Below are 16,346 nucleotides of genomic sequence, written 5' to 3' on the forward strand. Positions count from 1 at the left end.
CTTGACATGCGTGCACAACGATTGGCATGGGCTATTACCGGTTCCGGCCATTATCTGCGGGAGTCATTGGCCATTCTGCAAACCTTGCAGGAGGTCGATATTTACCTGAGCCGTGCGGCGGCAGAAATTATTCAGCAATACGGTTTTCAGGCTGCTTTAGAGGCGACAGGGCATAAAGTCTATCAGGACAAGACTGCCAGCAGCGTGCCGGTGGAGCGATTTTACGAGGGGGTGTATCACACCTTGGTGATCTCGCCGGCGACTTCCAATACCATAGCCAAAATGGCGTATGGTTTTTCTGATAGCCTGGTCACCAACCTGTTTGCGCAAGCAGGTAAAACGCGGATCCAAAGCATTGTGTTTGCATGTGATACGGCGCCAGAGTTGGAGTCGGAAGCACCCAGAGACAACGTGGTCAAGGTCTATCCACGCCAGATCGATCTGGATAATGTGGCCCAGTTAAAACGCTTTGCGGATACCACGGTCGTTGAAGACATGGCTGGTTTGCAGCATGCGATCATGGCGCGTCTGGCAGCCGTGCATGAGTTGCATTTGCATCAGGGCGTACAGGTAGAGCACACTCACGACTAACACCATGAATCGACTGCTGTTTCTTACCGGAAAACTGGCAGAACACAGTCTGCATCAGGTATTACAAGCGATACAGGCCGACAGTAAACAGTCTCCGTTTGAATATGAAGTGAAACAGATCGGGGTGTCTGTTGCGGCATTGATGACGCCGCCCCTGATCGCCCGCCGCTTACCCAAAGTCGAGAATATTGATAAAGTCATTTTACCTGGTCTCTGTCAGGGCGATCTCGGCCTGCTGGAGTCGCAGTGGGGTGTGCCGGTAGAGCGAGGACCTAAAGACTTGAAGGATTTGCCACAATATTTTGGTCAGCAAGGAAAAGTGCCCGATTTAAGCCAGCATAGTGTGCTGATTTTTGCTGAAATTGTCGATGCACCAGATCTGACGGTTGAGCAAATCATCGCCAAAGCGCAGCATTTCAAACAGCAGGGGGCGGATGTCATCGACCTCGGCTGCCTGCCGGGAAAAGCATTTGCGCATATGACAGAGAGCGTGTGTGCGCTCAAGTCAGCAGGTTTTCAGGTAAGTGTAGATTCCATGCGTGAAGACGATCTGCTGGCAGCGGGTAAAGCCGGTGCCGATTACCTCTTAAGTCTGCATGAAAACAGTCTCTGGATTGCAGAAGAAGTCGCTTCTACCCCCGTGTTGATTCCAGCCAAGCCTGGTAGCATGCCCAGCTTGCAACGTGCCATCGAGCACTGCCTTAAACGGGAGCTTGCGTTTATTGCCGATCCTATTTTGGATCCCATCCATTTTGGTTTCACCGAATCGATTGTACGTTATCACAAGCTACGCAAAAAATATCCGGATATCGCGATCATGATGGGCGTGGGCAATCTGACCGAATTGACAGATGCCGACACCACCGGGATTAACGCCATGCTGTTCGGGATGATCAGTGAGCTGAATATCAACGCTGTGCTGGCGACCTCGGTCAGCGCGCATGCCTGCGAGGCTGTGGCTGAGGCTGATATTGCCCGCCGTGTCATGTACCGCGCCAAACAGGACAAACGGTTGCCCCGTGGCTATGATGCCGGCTTGCTTGGCCTGCATGATCGCAAGCCGTTTCCTTACAGTGCGGCGGAAATTGCTGAGATGGCCAGGCAAATCAAGGACCCCAGTTTTCGCATCATGGTGAGCGAAGCGGGCGTACATGTCTACAATCGGGATGGTCTGCAGCAGGCGACGGATCCCTATGTTTTTTATCCAGAACTGCAGGTGCAAGACGATGCCTCGCATGCGTTTTATTTGGGGGTAGAGCTGGCTCGCGCGCAAATTGCCTGGCAACTGAAAAAACGCTATGTGCAGGATGAAATGCTGGAATGGGGCGTTGCCTCGGTCGCCCAAAACAAGCAAGCTAAAGTCGCGCATCGTGAGGCGTCTATCAAAGAGCGTCAGGAAACGGTCAAACCTGATCAAGCCAGTGGTGCCACGGTTCACGCATCAGCGAAAGAGCACGTTGGAAATTCAACCAGCCCGGAAAACAAAGAATGATTTACGAAACCATCATCACCACGTGCTCTCCTGAAGGTGAGGTGCATATTGCGCCGTTTGGGATCCAATGGCAGGCAGGGCGCGTGCTCATCATGCCTTACCAGCCCTCAACCACCTTGAATAATATTTTACAGACCAAGTCGGCCGTCTTAAATTTGACCGATGATGTTCGTGTTTTTGCTGCCGCTATTGCCAGAAAAAAAATGTTTTCCACCTTGCCAGTCGGGCATGGCCACAGCGTGCGGCTCAGTGACTGTCTGGCGCATCATGTATTAAGCCTCGATACAGTCGAGCCGGATGAAAATCGACCAAAATTATGGATGAAAGTGGTTGAAAGTCAGACACATGCGCCATTTATGGGCTTTAACCGTGCCCAGGCGGCAGTGGTTGAATTGGCCGTGCTTGTCAGCAGGCTGCATCTGTTGCCTGCTGAGAAAATTACGCAAGAAATGCAGTATTTACAAATTGCGATTGATAAAACTGCTGGCCCCAACGAGCTTGAAGCCTGGCAATGGCTGGTGGATTGCGTTAACAACCACCAGGCACAGCAAACCGGCATGCAGCAGGCATAAGGATATCTATGCGCATATTAGTCAGTGTAAATTCGGTTGTCGAGGCGCAGTTGGTACTGGCCGCTGGAGTCAGCTTGATTGATTTGAAAGACACCAGTCATGGTGCGCTCTCTGCATTAAGTATGTCGCAGTCAGTTGCCATCATGCAGGCAGTGAATGGTTACAAAAAGCAACATGCTCATGCGGACATTCTGGTCAGTGCCACCGTGGGCGATACTGCTGAATCCGTGGCTGCATTGCTGGAGTTGATCCAATCCCGTCTTGAGATTGGCGTGGACATTATCAAGCTACCGGAGGCCATTTGGGATCATCCTCTGTATGCAACGGTGATTAGCCAACTACTTGCGGCAGGCACGCAGATGGTTGCGGTGTTTTGCCCAGATAGTTTATTGCAAGCATCTACGCTTGAGTTGCGCTTGAACAAGCTCGCCAGACAAGGGTATGTTGGGGTTATGGTCGACACGATAGACAAGTCTAGCTCAGTCTTGGACTGCGTTTCTATATCGCATATTCAGAAATTTACCGAGATAGCCAGACGCTTGCAGTTAATGGTCGGGGTGGCCGGCGGACTCAGACCGGCATATTTGGCGCAATTGCGTTCGCTAGAGGCGGACTTTTTGGGTTTTCGTAGTGGTTTATGTGAAAAAGGGTTAAGGCAATCAAACCTATTGGCTGAATCGATTGTGAGCGTTGTCAGGCAGGTGTCAGGAAACTGTTGCAAAATGAGCGCCTAAACCAATAAATACTTGGGCTTGTAGCTCTCTAGGCTTGCGCCCCTTGCACTGTTTGCGTATAGTTGGGTTTGTAAGTATTTTCAAAGATGTGGCGAAAATGCCCAATAACAAAGGAGTCAATGAATGAAAAAAAGTTTTTTAGGCTTGGCAATTGCTTCTGCATTTGTTTTTGCATCGCAAGCTGCGCAAGCTGAAGACATGTACCGCGGTGCTTGGTATGTTGTGCCAGGTGCCAGCTACATGCACACTGACAGTGATCTGGATGCAGATAATGCCCGTGGTGGTTTCTTGTCCATTGGTAAAGAGCTGAGCGAGCACTGGGACATTCAAGGTCGTCTGGGTTATAACCGTGCTGATGAAGATACTGGTATTCCAGGTGCAAGTGGTAAATACAAGCAAACAACTTTAGGCTTGGATGCGTTGTATATGTTTAGCCGCGAAAAATTCCGTCCATTTTTGTTAGCTGGGATTGGCGCAGCTCGCAACAATGTTGACTACAGCAATGTTGGTTTGACTGACAAATCAAACACTTCTTGGATGGCAAACGTTGGTTTGGGTGCTCAATATTTGTTTAACGACAAATTTGGTGTTCAGGCAGATGTACGTCACCAGTGGAGCCGTGCTGATGCGCGTAATGCTGCTGGCACAGTGGATGCCGATGGTACAATCAACAACACCTTGGTTAATTTGGGTGGTATCTTCCGCTTTGGCGCACCAGCGCCAGTGGTTGAAGAGCCAACGCCAGAGCCAGCACCAGCTCCAGTGGCTGCAGCTGAGCCAGCACCGGCACCAGCTCCTGCACCAGCGCCAGCACCTGTTTGCAAGCCAGTCAACGAAACAGTGACTGTTTCTGCTGAAGAGTTGTTTGGTTTTGACAAGGCTAACCTGAAAGAAAAAGGCCGCGTTACACTGGATGCAGTTGCTGCCAAGATCAAAGAAAATCCTGAAATCAAAGCTGTGATCGTCACTGGTCACACAGACCGTATCGGTTCTGAAGCTTACAACCAGAAGTTGTCTGAGCGCCGTGCAAAACAAGTGGCGGACTACTTGGTTGCTCAAGGTGTAGACAGCAGCTTGATCACTGCTGAAGGTAAAGGTAAATCTGAGCCAGTGGTTCAGTGCGAAGGTAAAAAAGTAAGCAAGAAATTGATCTCTTGCCTGCAACCTAACCGCCGCGTTGAAATCCGTGCAGAAGGTACGAAACAAGAAGGTTGCCAATAAGCACTGACTTGTGAGTTTAAAAAAGCCACGCAATTGCGTGGCTTTTTTGTTGCTGCACGCAGGCGGACTTTCAATTTGCCAGCCTGCCTCAGTTATAATCCAAGCATGAGTGAATCCCAATTTATCATCAAACCACGCTGGCTCGTTACTATGGATGAAGGGCCACAAGTGCGGGAGCAGCATGCAATTCTTGTGGATGCTGGAAAAATCAAGGCGATTGTACCCAAATCCGATATCCCGGATTGGGCGGTTGACTGGCCCGTCGTTGATTGTTCACAACATGTCGTGATGCCAGGGCTGATCAATTTGCATACTCATAGCAGTATGAACCTGTTAAAGGGGTATGCTGATGATTATGCGTTGATGCCGTGGTTGAATGAGCATATCTGGCCAGCAGAAAAGAGATGGGTCTCACCCGCTTTCGTACAGGATGGCAGCTTGCTGGCTTGTGCGGAAATGCTGGCAGGCGGAATCACCACATTTAACGATATGTATTTTTTTCCGCAAGCGACCATAGAGGCTGCTAAACGCACAGGAATGCGCGCACATATTGGCTTAACTATCATGGAGTTTCCCAGTAATTATGCGGCAACTGCCAGTGAATATATCCGCTTGGGCACAGAAGTGCGCGATCAGTATAAATCCGAGTCCTCTATCAGTTTTTCTTTTGCGCCGCATGCTCCCTATACGGTGAGTGATCAAACCTTTACCGACGTTGTCACACTTGCCGAACAGTTGAATCTGGGGATTCATACGCATTTGCATGAAACCCAGGCGGAAATCGCGCAAAGTCAGGAGCAATTTGGTGTACGGCCGTTGCAGCGTTTGCAAGCGCTGGGGGTAATTGGTCCCAGCACCGTATTGGCGCATGGAGTACACCTTGAAAAGTATGAACAGGAGACCCTAGCAACGTTAGGCGCGCATATCGCGCATTGTCCAAGTTCTAATCTGAAATTGGCGAGTGGGATTGCGCCGGTGGCATCTGCGTTGCGTTCGGGGATCAATATCGGTTTAGGCACTGATGGTGCCGCCAGTAATAACCGGCTCGATTTGTGGCAGGAAATGCGCACAGCGGCCTTGCTTGCCAAGGTATCAGCGCAACAGGCAGAGGCTGTGCCAGCTTATCAGGCGCTACAGATGGCAACCATTAATGGAGCCACGGCACTGGGGTTGCAAGCACAGATTGGCAGCATTAGCGTCGGTAAGCAGGCTGATCTGATTGCGGTTCGTCTGGATGAGCTGAATAGCTTGCCTTGTTTTGACCCGATTTCTCATCTGGTGTATGTGGCTAGCCGCGAGCAGGTCACCCATACCTGGGTCAATGGTCAATTACGGTATCAGCGCTTACCAGATGGCCAGCCACAATTTGCAGGCATTGAGACCGAGGCATTACGGTCTATCGCTTTGCAGTGGCAGCTCAAGATGCAACAGCCCGCAGATTAATTTTGTTTAGGAAAACATCATGGCCAATGTCGAAATTGCAGAAGTAAACAAATTTGCTGAACTGGCACACCAGTGGTGGGACCAGCAAGGTGTCTTCAAACCTTTACATCAGTTGAACCCAATACGTTTAAATTATATTGACAGTCGCGCGTTGCTTAAGGGCAAACAGGTGCTCGATGTCGGCTGTGGTGGCGGTATTCTGAGCGAGTCCATGGCACAACGTGGTGCCCACGTGATGGGGATTGATATGGCAGACAAGTCGCTGCAGGTGGCGCAATTACATGCGCTTGAGGCAGGGGCCCAGGTTTCGTATCGCTGTATTGCCGTGGAAGCGCTGGCTGCAGAAATGCCGGAGCAGTTTGATGTGGTGACCTGCATGGAAATGCTGGAGCATGTTCCCGACCCATCCAGCGTGGTGCGTGCTTGCGCTGCACTGGTCAAGCCGGGGGGGCAATTGTTTTTTTCCACGCTTAATCGCAATGCCAAGGCATACCTGATGGCGGTGGTCGGGGCTGAGTATGTCCTCAATCTGCTTCCCAAAGGCACACATGATTACAGCAAGTTTATCAAGCCGTCTGAGTTAGCGAGCTGGTTACGTCAATCTGGACTGGAGTTACAGCATCAGACTGGCGTCACTTATGACCCTTTCAGTAAACAATATAAATTGACAACAGATACCAACGTCAACTACATGCTACATGCGGTCAAAGAGGATTGAGCGCATGCAAGCCGTATTATTTGATCTGGATGGGACGTTGGTAGATACCGCTCCAGATTTGGCATATGCACTTAATTTGCAGCGTGAACGGCATGGATTGCCCTTTTTACCAGAAGTGACGATTCGCCCCTATGCCTCGCATGGGTCTCGAGGGCTGCTGGAAGTCGGATTTGGTCTGTTACCGGATCATGCTGAGTTTGAACAGATGCGCACTGAATATCTGGAGTTATACACCAAAGTCATGACCCGTCAGCCACAATTGTTTGACGGCATGGCAGAGGTGTTACAGGAGATTGAGCAGCGGGGGCTCCGCTGGGGCATTGTCACCAATAAGCCACGCCGGTTTACCTTGCCTATGATTACACACATGGCGCTGGATAGCCGCGCGGGTGCGGTCATCAGCGGGGATGATGCGCCCCAGCCCAAGCCGGCGCCCCAAACACTGTTATTGGCCTGTGAACGTATGCAGCTTGATCCTGAACAGGTGGTGTATGTTGGCGATGCCGAGCGAGATGTGCAGGCCGGTAATGCAGCGGGCATGACAACGCTGGTGGCTTTGTTTGGCTACCTGTCAGACATGGATCGGCCTGAGGCATGGGGTGCGGATGGCTGTATCCAGCAGCCCCAGGACTTGCTGGCGTATTTATAACTGAGCAGATTCCGCGCCAATTTATCATTGCGCTTGCCGCTCAGCTAATTGCGCTTGCTGCTGAGTACCGCCATCGCCGCAATATTAATATCTGCGACTAAAATACTAGCCAGCTGGCCGTCCTCACCCAAAATAGGCAAAGAGACCGTGAGGCAGAAGTCTTCGGTTGCGGTAGACAGATAAATGCTTGAAATATAAGGCGCCTGAGTTTCTGCCACGCGACGATAATAGGCTTGTTGGCTCCGGTCTATGCCTGCACCGCCAGCCTTGATTTTTCCATACATGTTGGGATTTATCCAGTTGGCATAGCGCTGTACACCGTTTGGCTCTAACTCAAAGATCACCTCAAAGAAGGGGAATTCGGCAAAGCAGCTGTCCAAATCATGGGCGCCTGTCGAGCGTTGCGTGTGTAGCAGCGACTGTAAGGCGGACAGTGCTTTTTGCTGCCAGTCTGAATAAAATTCTTTTTTTGGCAGGATGGTTTGTGGCGGCGTATCTTCTACAACCACAATGCTGCCAATATTGGCTTTGCCTATCTTTTTAAGCAGCGCTGCGCGTTCCGCGGCAATGACGCTGTTTTCGAGCTTGCCTTGTTTGCCATTCACCACCGCAATCGAGACACTGGCGACCGGGTGATCCTTACCATCTTCAGTGGTGAAAAATCCTCGTTCCAGATCTGTTGCGTCATACAGATGCACGGCCAGGGCCTGACACTGGCTAATGATATGCAATAAGGTGTCATTAAGGGTAGGCACCTTATGATCATAGATCAGCACAAAGTCATCGCCACCAATATGGCCTACCATCACGCCCGCTTTATCCTGAAACTCCTGTCGGATGATTTCGGAGAGGAGTCGTATCATGGCATCGCCACGGATAAAACCGTAGCGGTCGTTATAGGCCTTGAAATGATCCAGATCTATGTAGATCAGTTGCGTATTGGGATTGTTACGCAAGCTGTTATCCAGGGTTTGCCGGAGTGTCGGGCCTGTCGTCAGATGGCTTAAGGGGTGAAGATTGCCGGTAGCAGTTTTGCGGCTGATCAACTGAGCCATGATTTCCATCGGCTGCAAGATACCGACATAGCCGCCTTCGTCATTGACGGTGATCCAGATGTCGATATTGCCACGCTCCAGATAAAAAATGCGCGCCAACACCGAAGAGGGCAGTTTATGGTTGATGACCTTGGGCAAGGGGTCGCAACAAGCACCCAGGCCTGTGGGTTTCTTGGAGAATACTTTGCCCCGCCGCAATACCCCCAGCGGTTTTTGCCCGTCCAGCACCACCGCCGTTGCAATATCGGCATGCGCGTTAAACAAGCGTCTGGCTTCAGCCAGCGTGCTGCTGACATCAATTGTCAAGCCGTGACTAATATATTCACCAATATGAAAATCATCAGGAATATGCGAACGGTGGGCTTCATCCCGTACGGGCAGTGCCGCCACCTTGTCGCTCGGCGTGCTTTGTGGCTGGGCAAAATAATGGCCCTGGGCATAATGCAGGCCTAAATCCTGGCAATAGGTAATATCCTCTACGCGCTCCAGCCCTTCAGCGATAATGGTGCATCCCAGTCGTTGCGCCATCGAAATAATCGCCTCAAGTAACACTGTCCTCACACGGCTGCCTTGTGCTTCATGCACAATGGCACGGTCTATCTTGATAAAGTCAGCCCGTACCTCAGCCAGGATGCGCAAACCGTTAAAACCGGAACCCATGTCATCTAGTGCGATGCGCAGACCATGCATACGGATTTCATCACAGTAACGCGCCAGTACTTCGGGATTGGTTTTTTCACTCTCAACAATTTCGATGACGATATCCCGTCGATCAATCTGCTGCTGGTTCAAGAGGTTTAAAATAAAATTGAGCCAGCCCGGACTCATGATTGTTTGTGGCAGCACATTAATAAAGAGGGGCTTGTCCACAGAAATTGATTGTGACTTGCCCATCAGCGCCAACTGTTGGCAGGCCAGGTCTAACTCGTGGCTGCGTTTAACCTCAGTGGCAAGGGCGAAAGCCTCCATGCCGTTGAGCCACTTGCCTTCTGGTGTTTTCAGTCTGCACAAGGCTTCAAAGCCAAACACTTTGCCACTCTGGCCAAAGTCGACAATCGGTTGATAATGCATTTGCACATGTGGCGTCAGCTCAGACAGCAGCCACGGGTATTTATGCCTAGCATAAAAGGTATTGAATGGCATGGTGGCCTGCAAGGCTTCCATTGGATGCATGGCCTGCTTGTCCTGTGACACCAGCACCCAGGTATCTCTGAGTGTATGTGCAGGCTCCTCGGCAATGATACGGTCTAAAATCTGCAGTAGTTCTGCTTCAGTCTCATAACTGAAAGATGCGGTGTTGATGCCTGAAAAATGCGGACTTTCAGAGTTGGTATGACTATTGGCGTCAAAAGTATGCAGAAATAATTCCATGGAATACGACCTTGCTTTTATTTTTATTAGCTCACGATAATGACGACTCGCCTGATTAACAACCGGGAGGGCGTCATTTGTATAACGACAGGACAGCGTGTTTATGAAGAGAGAAAACGAAGATAAAAGACAAGTCTGCTTAAAAACTTGTTAAGGTCTTGGCACAAGGGCATCAAATCTGGCAGTCATCTTGACTGCTTGACGATTGCTTTGCTGTTAAGTGACGGCTTTTCTTTCCAGCAACGCGGTAGACAGCGTGCCACTGTCCACATACTCAATCTCACCACCCATCGGCAGCCCACGCGCAATCCGGCTGACGCGAATGCCACGCGATTTGAGCATCTGCCCAATATAGTGTGCAGTGGCTTCACCCTCGGAGGTAAAGTTGGTGGCAATAATCACTTCGTTTATCGCGCTGTCCTGTGCACGTTTGAGCAGTTTATCCAGGTGAATGTCTTTGGGCCCAATGCCATCCATGGGCGAGAGTTTTCCCATTAATACAAAATATTGGCCCTGATAGCTACGCGTATTCTCCAGCATCATGAGGTCGGTCGGCATCTCCACCACACATAGCGTGGATTTGTCTCTGTGGGTATCCTGGCACACGCTGCATACGCGATGCTCGCTGAAGTTGTTGCAATAATCGCAATGCGCCAGCTTATCCAGCGCCTGTTGTAGACTGGCTGCCAGCTTTTGTGCACCTTCACGGTCACGTTGCAGCAAGTGATAGGCCATCCGCGTGGAGGATTTAGGCCCCACGCCCGGCAGACAGCGCAGGGCACTGATCAGCTGATCCAGAACTGCCGGGTGATTCACGCCTGGTCTCCGCGTCGACGATAATATGGGTGGGCGTCAGGCACTAGAACGGCAACTTGAAGCCTGGTGGCATCAGGCCACTCATTTTCGCTGAACTGGTCGCTTCGGCTTTCGCTTTCGCATCTTTCAACGCAATCATAAGCAAGTCTTCCAGTGTTTCTTTGTCATCCATGGCCGCGTCATCAATCTGTACGCGTTTCACATCATTGCTACAGGTCATGGTCACTTTGACCATGCCATTGCTGGCAATACCTTCCACCTCAGTGTTTGCCAGTTCTGCCTGGGCTTTTTGCATATTGGCTTGCATCATTTGGGCCTGTTTCATCATATTGCCCATGCCACCTTTCATCATTGTCTGCTCCTGAAGTTACGTGTGGTTAATGTAAGGGTTTAATGGAATTTGGCACTATCGTTGCGCCCATTTCCTGCATCAGGCCTTGCACAAAGCGGTCACTCATAATCGCTTGTGTAGCCTGATCCTGTAATTCTGCTTTTTCGACGGCCAGCTGTCTGGCGGGCGTATTGGCTTCCTGGCTGGTGGTGATGATCAGTTGCAAGCGGCGGCCAAAATGGCTGTTTAAAGCAGCATTGAGTTTTTCGAGATAATTGGCACTGGCCAGGTGTTTATGTGACTCGCTAATCCGCAATGTCATGGCATCGTCCTCAAACTGGACCAGCTCGCAATTTTGTGCCAGTGCGCGTACCAGGCCCAATTTGCTCAAATGGTTCTCTACCAGCGCGCGCCAGTTGCCATCCCAGTCCAATGCAGCGCTTGTTTCTTGCGTCTCAGGCATTGCAACATGTACTGCTTCACTGGCAACGGCTGTCGGTGCTGGGGCCGAAAGCGCTGGCTGCGACATTTCTGCCAGGGGGGCAGTGGTGAAAGATGCGCCTGGTTCAGTAGCACTTTCGGGAGCCTGTTCCACCGCACGCTTGCGCATCGCATGATCCGCTGTTGCAGGGTTGGTTGCGCTGCTGGCTTGATAACTTTGCGCCAAGGCGGCGCGCGCGCTGCCAATACTCGGAGCGCTGCCACGGCCATGACCTTCTGTGCTTGACGGGGGCGCGGGTGTGGTAGCCGTTGCATCGGCTTTAAATGCCAGCATACGCAACAGCGTCATGGTAAAGCCTGCATAAGCATCCGGGGCCAGGCCAATATCGCGGTGACCTAAAATAGCAATCTGATAATACAGCTGCAGCGTTTCTGCGGGCAAGGCTGCAGCAAGTTCCAGCAAGTTCTGCCGCTCGGGGTGATCGTCCGCAATCGATTGCGGCGCGTATTGCGCGACAGCTAGCACATGCAACAAAGCTGCAAGGTCGTTCAGGGCACTTTCAAAGCCAATGCTGCGCGACTCCATTTGCTGTGCGATATTGAGCAGGCTGGCTGCATCTTGTGCGATCAACGCCCGCAACAAATCATACAGGTAGCTCTGGTCAATCGCCCCCAGCATGCTACGCACATCGCTTTCACGGACGGACTGGTTGCCATAAGCAATTGCCTGGTCGGTCAGTGAGAGCGCGTCACGCATACTGCCATTGGCCGCACGCGCTATCAGCTGTAATGCGGGCGCCTCAAATGGAATTTGCTCCTGGCTCAGAATGTCTTGCAAATGGGCGGTAATGGTACTGCTGGCCATTTGGCGCAGATTGAATTGCAGGCAGCGCGACAAAATGGTGACCGGGACTTTTTGTGGATCTGTGGTCGCCAGAATGAATTTGACGTGGGCAGGCGGCTCCTCCAGCGTTTTCAGCATGGCATTAAACGCCTCTTTGGTCAGCATATGCACTTCGTCTATCATGTAGACCTTGAAACGGCCGGAAGACGGTGCGTAGATCGCCTGCTCCAGCAAGCTCACCATGTCTGCGATGCCACGGTTAGAGGCTGCATCCATTTCCACATAATCTACATAACGGCCGATATCAATCGCACGGCATGCTTCGCATTCGCCGCAAGGCGTTGCGGTGATGCCGGTCGCACAGTTCAGCGATTTTGCCAGAATACGGGATAGGGTGGTCTTGCCGACGCCACGGGTGCCGGTAAACAGGTAAGCATGATGCAGGCGCTGTTGGCTCAGAGCATTGCTCAGGGCCTGGACTACATGGTCCTGGCCCACCAGACTGGCAAAAGATTTGGGGCGCCATTTACGCGCCAACACTTGGTAAGACATCGCGCACTCTACTGATTAAAAGCAATAAGGCAAACCTGTACTTTAGCCTAATTTGCCGACTCATGCTTGCCACAAACCATAACATTGAGATCAACGCTGGCATGACAAACAGAAGGGCTGGAGAGAAGGGGCGAGCCCAACCCCCGGCACTTGCTCGATAGTTGTGGCTGCTTGCTTCCGCACCTGACCAGGTTGGCTACCTTACAATGCGGGGAGGCCCGCGGACGCTATTGTAACGCAAAAACGTTTTTTTACCGCCTTATTTTCGCCGTGCCCCATTTCACCTGCAGAGGTAAAGCTTCTGAAATAAACAATTATTTACCTTCTTATACACCAATAAATTCCAATCATCGCCCCGCATAATATTTGCATCCTATTAATTTTAGTGTGATTTGGCAGAAAACGATGGCAGCAAACGGATCATCCATGACAGCTTCAGAAGTTGCACGTGAAACCATCAAGCAAATGGCTGTCAGGCGTGTCGAACCGACACCGGACAATTACATGCAAATTTACTATGAGATTGCAGGTAAACCGGTGAAGGAGGATGCTGCCAGTGCGTTGCGCAAGGCACTGAAGCAGTTGCCCCACGACACCCTGGAGCAAACCAACTGGATTAACCGCTGGGAAAAAGTCCTGAAACAGGATAACTGGCAAGGATTGGGGGAATTGCTGACTGAGGCCATGCAACAGCAGCTTAGTCATTCCACCAAATGGCCCAAGGCGATTCGTGTTTTATTGCAAGCCTGGGACGACAAGCGCAGTGGCATAGATACTGCCAGAAAGCGTGAGACGCTGGAACGTGTGCTCATTAATTTTGGTGATGACGAGAGCCTGTCCGACAAGTTGATCGGCATGGCGAATATGTGGTTGCCTTCTGAAGCCCGGGTTGAGGGGATTGCCTTGACTGATGCGGCTGACGCGGCCACAGCATCGACGTCGCAACCTGTCTTGGATATATCCAGTGAACAAGGTTTGCCCTCTGAAGTACAGCAGTTCCATGGCGCTTTTACCATTTTGCAGACCTTGTTGAAGCAAACACTTTACCTGGGCTTGATTCCCCGTTTGCAAGGGTATCCAGACTTGCAGGCGGAAGCGGTGGCCTTGCAGGAATCTGCCGAGCGCGCCAAAAAGCTGAAAGAGTGGGAGGCTTTGGCCAAGTCACTCAAAGCGTTATTGATGCGGGTCGAGGTGATTGGCGCGCAAGAAGATGACGTGCGCGGCGACATTATCGACTTGTTGCATTTGCTACTGGAAAATATCGGTGAACTGGTGGCTGAAGATAGCTGGCTGAGTGGTCAGGTCTATGCTGTACAGTCGATTATTACCGGTCCGCTGGATAGAACCAAGCTTAAACAAGCCGAAAAAAGCCTCAAAGAGGTTATTTACAAGCAAGGACTGGTCAAGCACAGTCTGATTGAGGCGAGGAACTCATTTAAAACCTTAATCAGTACTTTTATTGATAAGCTCAAATATATGGGTGAAGCCAGCGAACTCTACAGTGGCAAAATCGAGACCTATGCCAAAGAGCTCTCTCAAACTGATGATTTGATTAAAATTAATGAGCTGGTCAACCAGTTGATGCGCGATACTTCTGTCATGCAGACCGACATCCTGCGTTCGCGCGATGACTTGCTTATCCAACAGCGCAAGGCAACGGATACGCAAGACCGTATTGATCAATTGCAACTGGAGTTGCAGCAGTTGAGTGAGGTCGTCAGAATTGACCAACTCACCGGCGTGCTCAATCGCCGCGGTATGGACGATGCCTTCCAGGCCGAGATTGCGCGTTTTCAGCGTAGCGGTGAGTCATTTAGTGTGGCTTTGCTCGACATCGATAATTTTAAATCGCTTAATGACCAGCATGGGCATGCCGCCGGGGATGCTGCGCTCAAACATCTGGCTTCAGTGGTTAAACGTGCGGTGAGGCCGACGGATATTGTGACCAGAATGGGCGGCGAAGAGTTTGTTGTCATTCTGCCCAAGACCGACTTGCAAGAGGCGGTGATCATTATGTCGCGCTTGCAGCGATCACTGACCAAAGAGTACTTCATGGGTAATAACCAAAAGCTGCTCATCACCTTTAGTGCAGGCGTCGCCTTGTTCCAGAAAGAGGACGATGTCAGTGCCATTTTGTTGCGCGCAGATCAGGCCATGTACCTGGCCAAAAAAAGCGGTAAAAACCGGGTGATGACTGAAACTGATCTAGTTGGCAGCGTCAATCCCTAGCTTGTGCGCTTGGTCAGCACTTTGTTGATCGACAGCGGTTTTATCCGGGATCACTGACTGTCATATCCAGCCGTGGGTTGGCATGATATGCTAGCTGGCATCTTGATTGAGGTGCCATGTGTCTACGCCAGCCAGCCATTTTCCTATTGATAGTGTCCAACACGCCTTGCATGAAAGCGAGCGCAGATTCTCCGCCATTGTTTCCAGCATTCCTGGACTCGTGTTCCAGATGCATATGACTGCAGATGCTCAAGTGGTTTTTACTTATGTGAGTGAGGGCTGCGAAGCCTTGCTGGGTATCCCGGCCGCAGCATTGCTCAAGGATGCCAACACCCTGTTTGATGCCATGGATCAACCTTCCGCCCATCTGTTCAAGCAAAACTTGCAAAAATCCGCCCGGCAACACAAGCGCCTGGATTGGGAAGGACAAATCTGGATTGCCGACTGGCAAGACATGAAATGGGTCAATATCCGGGCTACCGTGCAAGACTTGGGGCAGGGCGCGGTGCAATGGGATGGCATTATGCTCAATATTAGCCAGAGCAAGCATGAAAAACAGGAGATCGAGCAAGCCAGGCAAGATCTGCAGGCACTGACGGCGCACTTGAACCAGGTCAAAGAGCAGGAGCGCGTGTCGATTGCGCGTGAAATTCATGATGACCTCGGCGGCAACCTGACCGCGATGAAGCTGGGCTTGTCGACCATCATCCAGCAAATTGAGGCCGGTGAGCCGGTCAACCTCGAGCAAGCGCATTTGTTGCAAGGGATCATCAACCAGACGTTTGATTCCGTACATCGTATTTCTGGCAATTTGCGACCCAACATTCTCGATCTGGGGCTGGTGGATGCGCTGGAGTGGCAGGTGAGCCAGTTCAAAAAACAATTAGGCATCTCGGCAAAATTTCTCACCAATTGTCATGATTTGGAGTGTGATCCCGACCAATCCATGGCGTTGTTCCGGATTTGTCAGGAGGCGCTCTCGAACATCGCCAAATATGCGCAGGCCAATGCGGTCGAAGTGGAGCTCAGCCTCAAGGATCAGCTGTTATTCATGAACATCACGGATAATGGCATCGGCATTGCCCCTGCCGACAAGATCAAATCGAACGCATTTGGCCTGAGAGGTATGCAGGAAAGGGCCGCGGCACTGGGGGGCGAGTGCCAGATTGAATCTTCCAGCGCCGCGTCTGGCACTTGTATCCGGGTGCAAGCACCGTTCAAGCCCGCAGAGTCGTGACAGAATGGCTGATCCGATTTACAATCAACAGCGCAGTTTCTGGATTAGCC

Annotated in this window: 14 protein-coding genes and 1 other RNA gene; 10 read left to right on the forward strand and 5 right to left on the reverse strand. The window is 51.2% G+C overall.

Annotation, left to right across the window (positions count from 1 at the left end; genetic code table 11):
* Positions 1–6: 6 nt before the first annotated feature.
* The 8 genes from ACFQ1T_RS09690 (at position 7) to ACFQ1T_RS09725 (ending at position 7,420) form a co-directional block, all read left to right on the forward strand.
* Entirely contained in the window at positions 7–591 is a 585-nt protein-coding gene (locus ACFQ1T_RS09690; RefSeq protein WP_379076041.1) for a flavoprotein, read from the forward strand.
* 4 nt (positions 592–595) lie between these two features.
* Complete coding sequence (locus ACFQ1T_RS09695; protein WP_379076044.1) at positions 596–2,083, forward strand: DUF6513 domain-containing protein; 1,488 nt, start codon at positions 596–598, stop codon at positions 2,081–2,083.
* Positions 2,080–2,655 (forward strand): DUF447 domain-containing protein, encoded by a 576-nt coding sequence (locus ACFQ1T_RS09700; protein ID WP_379076046.1) that lies wholly within the window; start codon positions 2,080–2,082, stop codon positions 2,653–2,655. The genes ACFQ1T_RS09695 and ACFQ1T_RS09700 overlap by 4 nt, the downstream gene beginning before the upstream one ends.
* An 8-nt stretch (positions 2,656–2,663) precedes the next feature.
* On the forward strand, positions 2,664–3,389 hold the full coding sequence (locus ACFQ1T_RS09705; RefSeq protein ID WP_379076049.1) for a (5-formylfuran-3-yl)methyl phosphate synthase: 726 nt from the start codon (positions 2,664–2,666) through the stop codon (positions 3,387–3,389).
* Positions 3,390–3,512: 123 nt separating this feature from the next.
* Positions 3,513–4,610 carry an OmpA family protein gene (locus tag ACFQ1T_RS09710; RefSeq protein ID WP_379076052.1) on the forward strand — a complete coding sequence of 366 codons (1,098 nt, stop codon included), beginning with the start codon at positions 3,513–3,515 and terminating at the stop codon, positions 4,608–4,610.
* Positions 4,611–4,715: 105 nt separating this feature from the next.
* Positions 4,716–6,053, forward strand: coding sequence for a TRZ/ATZ family hydrolase (locus ACFQ1T_RS09715; protein WP_379076055.1), 1,338 nt, complete (start codon positions 4,716–4,718; stop codon positions 6,051–6,053).
* Between the two features lie 19 nt (positions 6,054–6,072).
* Positions 6,073–6,771, forward strand: a complete 699-nt coding sequence (gene ubiG, locus ACFQ1T_RS09720; protein ID WP_338654308.1) for a bifunctional 2-polyprenyl-6-hydroxyphenol methylase/3-demethylubiquinol 3-O-methyltransferase UbiG — start codon at positions 6,073–6,075, stop codon at positions 6,769–6,771.
* A 4-nt stretch (positions 6,772–6,775) separates the two neighbouring features.
* Complete coding sequence (locus tag ACFQ1T_RS09725; RefSeq protein WP_379076058.1) at positions 6,776–7,420, forward strand: HAD family hydrolase; 645 nt, start codon at positions 6,776–6,778, stop codon at positions 7,418–7,420.
* Between the two features lie 44 nt (positions 7,421–7,464).
* Here the strand turns inward: ACFQ1T_RS09725 and ACFQ1T_RS09730 are convergent, their stop codons facing one another.
* The 5 genes from ACFQ1T_RS09730 to ffs form a co-directional block, all read right to left on the reverse strand.
* Positions 7,465–9,846: an EAL domain-containing protein gene (locus ACFQ1T_RS09730; protein WP_379076061.1), complete on the reverse strand. Its 2,382-nt coding sequence runs from the start codon at positions 9,844–9,846 to the stop codon at positions 7,465–7,467.
* 216 nt (positions 9,847–10,062) lie between these two features.
* A complete protein-coding gene (gene recR, locus ACFQ1T_RS09735) occupies positions 10,063–10,662 on the reverse strand; it encodes a recombination mediator RecR (RefSeq protein WP_194747727.1) in 600 nt (199 codons plus the stop codon).
* A 43-nt stretch (positions 10,663–10,705) separates the two neighbouring features.
* Complete coding sequence (locus ACFQ1T_RS09740) at positions 10,706–11,014, reverse strand: YbaB/EbfC family nucleoid-associated protein (RefSeq protein ID WP_194747725.1); 309 nt, start codon at positions 11,012–11,014, stop codon at positions 10,706–10,708.
* A gap of 25 nt (positions 11,015–11,039) precedes the next feature.
* Complete coding sequence (dnaX, locus tag ACFQ1T_RS09745) at positions 11,040–12,830, reverse strand: DNA polymerase III subunit gamma/tau (RefSeq protein WP_379076066.1); 1,791 nt, start codon at positions 12,828–12,830, stop codon at positions 11,040–11,042.
* A gap of 126 nt (positions 12,831–12,956) precedes the next feature.
* Positions 12,957–13,053, reverse strand: an RNA gene (gene ffs / locus ACFQ1T_RS09750) — signal recognition particle sRNA small type.
* A gap of 203 nt (positions 13,054–13,256) precedes the next feature.
* On the opposite strand from ffs, the gene ACFQ1T_RS09755 reads away from it, so the two are divergent.
* A complete protein-coding gene (locus tag ACFQ1T_RS09755; protein WP_379076069.1) occupies positions 13,257–15,059 on the forward strand; it encodes a GGDEF domain-containing protein in 1,803 nt (600 codons plus the stop codon).
* 118 nt (positions 15,060–15,177) lie between these two features.
* Complete coding sequence (locus ACFQ1T_RS09760; protein WP_338654301.1) at positions 15,178–16,296, forward strand: PAS domain-containing sensor histidine kinase; 1,119 nt, start codon at positions 15,178–15,180, stop codon at positions 16,294–16,296.
* The last annotated feature ends 50 nt before the right edge of the window (positions 16,297–16,346 follow it).

The organism is Methylophilus glucosoxydans (assembly GCF_042676145.1).
Taxonomy (GTDB): Bacteria; Pseudomonadota; Gammaproteobacteria; order Burkholderiales; family Methylophilaceae; genus Methylophilus; species Methylophilus glucosoxydans.

Coding starts and splice junctions, on each gene's coding strand:
- ACFQ1T_RS09690 (WP_379076041.1), top strand. CDS start 7: ATGCGTGCACAACGATTGGCATGGGCTATTACCGGTTCCGGCCATTAT.
- ACFQ1T_RS09695 (WP_379076044.1), top strand. CDS start 596: ATGAATCGACTGCTGTTTCTTACCGGAAAACTGGCAGAACACAGTCTG.
- ACFQ1T_RS09700 (WP_379076046.1), top strand. CDS start 2,080: ATGATTTACGAAACCATCATCACCACGTGCTCTCCTGAAGGTGAGGTG.
- ACFQ1T_RS09705 (WP_379076049.1), top strand. CDS start 2,664: ATGCGCATATTAGTCAGTGTAAATTCGGTTGTCGAGGCGCAGTTGGTA.
- ACFQ1T_RS09710 (WP_379076052.1), top strand. CDS start 3,513: ATGAAAAAAAGTTTTTTAGGCTTGGCAATTGCTTCTGCATTTGTTTTT.
- ACFQ1T_RS09715 (WP_379076055.1), top strand. CDS start 4,716: ATGAGTGAATCCCAATTTATCATCAAACCACGCTGGCTCGTTACTATG.
- ubiG (WP_338654308.1), top strand. CDS start 6,073: ATGGCCAATGTCGAAATTGCAGAAGTAAACAAATTTGCTGAACTGGCA.
- ACFQ1T_RS09725 (WP_379076058.1), top strand. CDS start 6,776: ATGCAAGCCGTATTATTTGATCTGGATGGGACGTTGGTAGATACCGCT.
- ACFQ1T_RS09730 (WP_379076061.1), bottom strand. CDS start 9,846: ATGGAATTATTTCTGCATACTTTTGACGCCAATAGTCATACCAACTCT.
- ACFQ1T_RS09740 (WP_194747725.1), bottom strand. CDS start 11,014: ATGATGAAAGGTGGCATGGGCAATATGATGAAACAGGCCCAAATGATG.
- dnaX (WP_379076066.1), bottom strand. CDS start 12,830: ATGTCTTACCAAGTGTTGGCGCGTAAATGGCGCCCCAAATCTTTTGCC.
- ACFQ1T_RS09755 (WP_379076069.1), top strand. CDS start 13,257: ATGACAGCTTCAGAAGTTGCACGTGAAACCATCAAGCAAATGGCTGTC.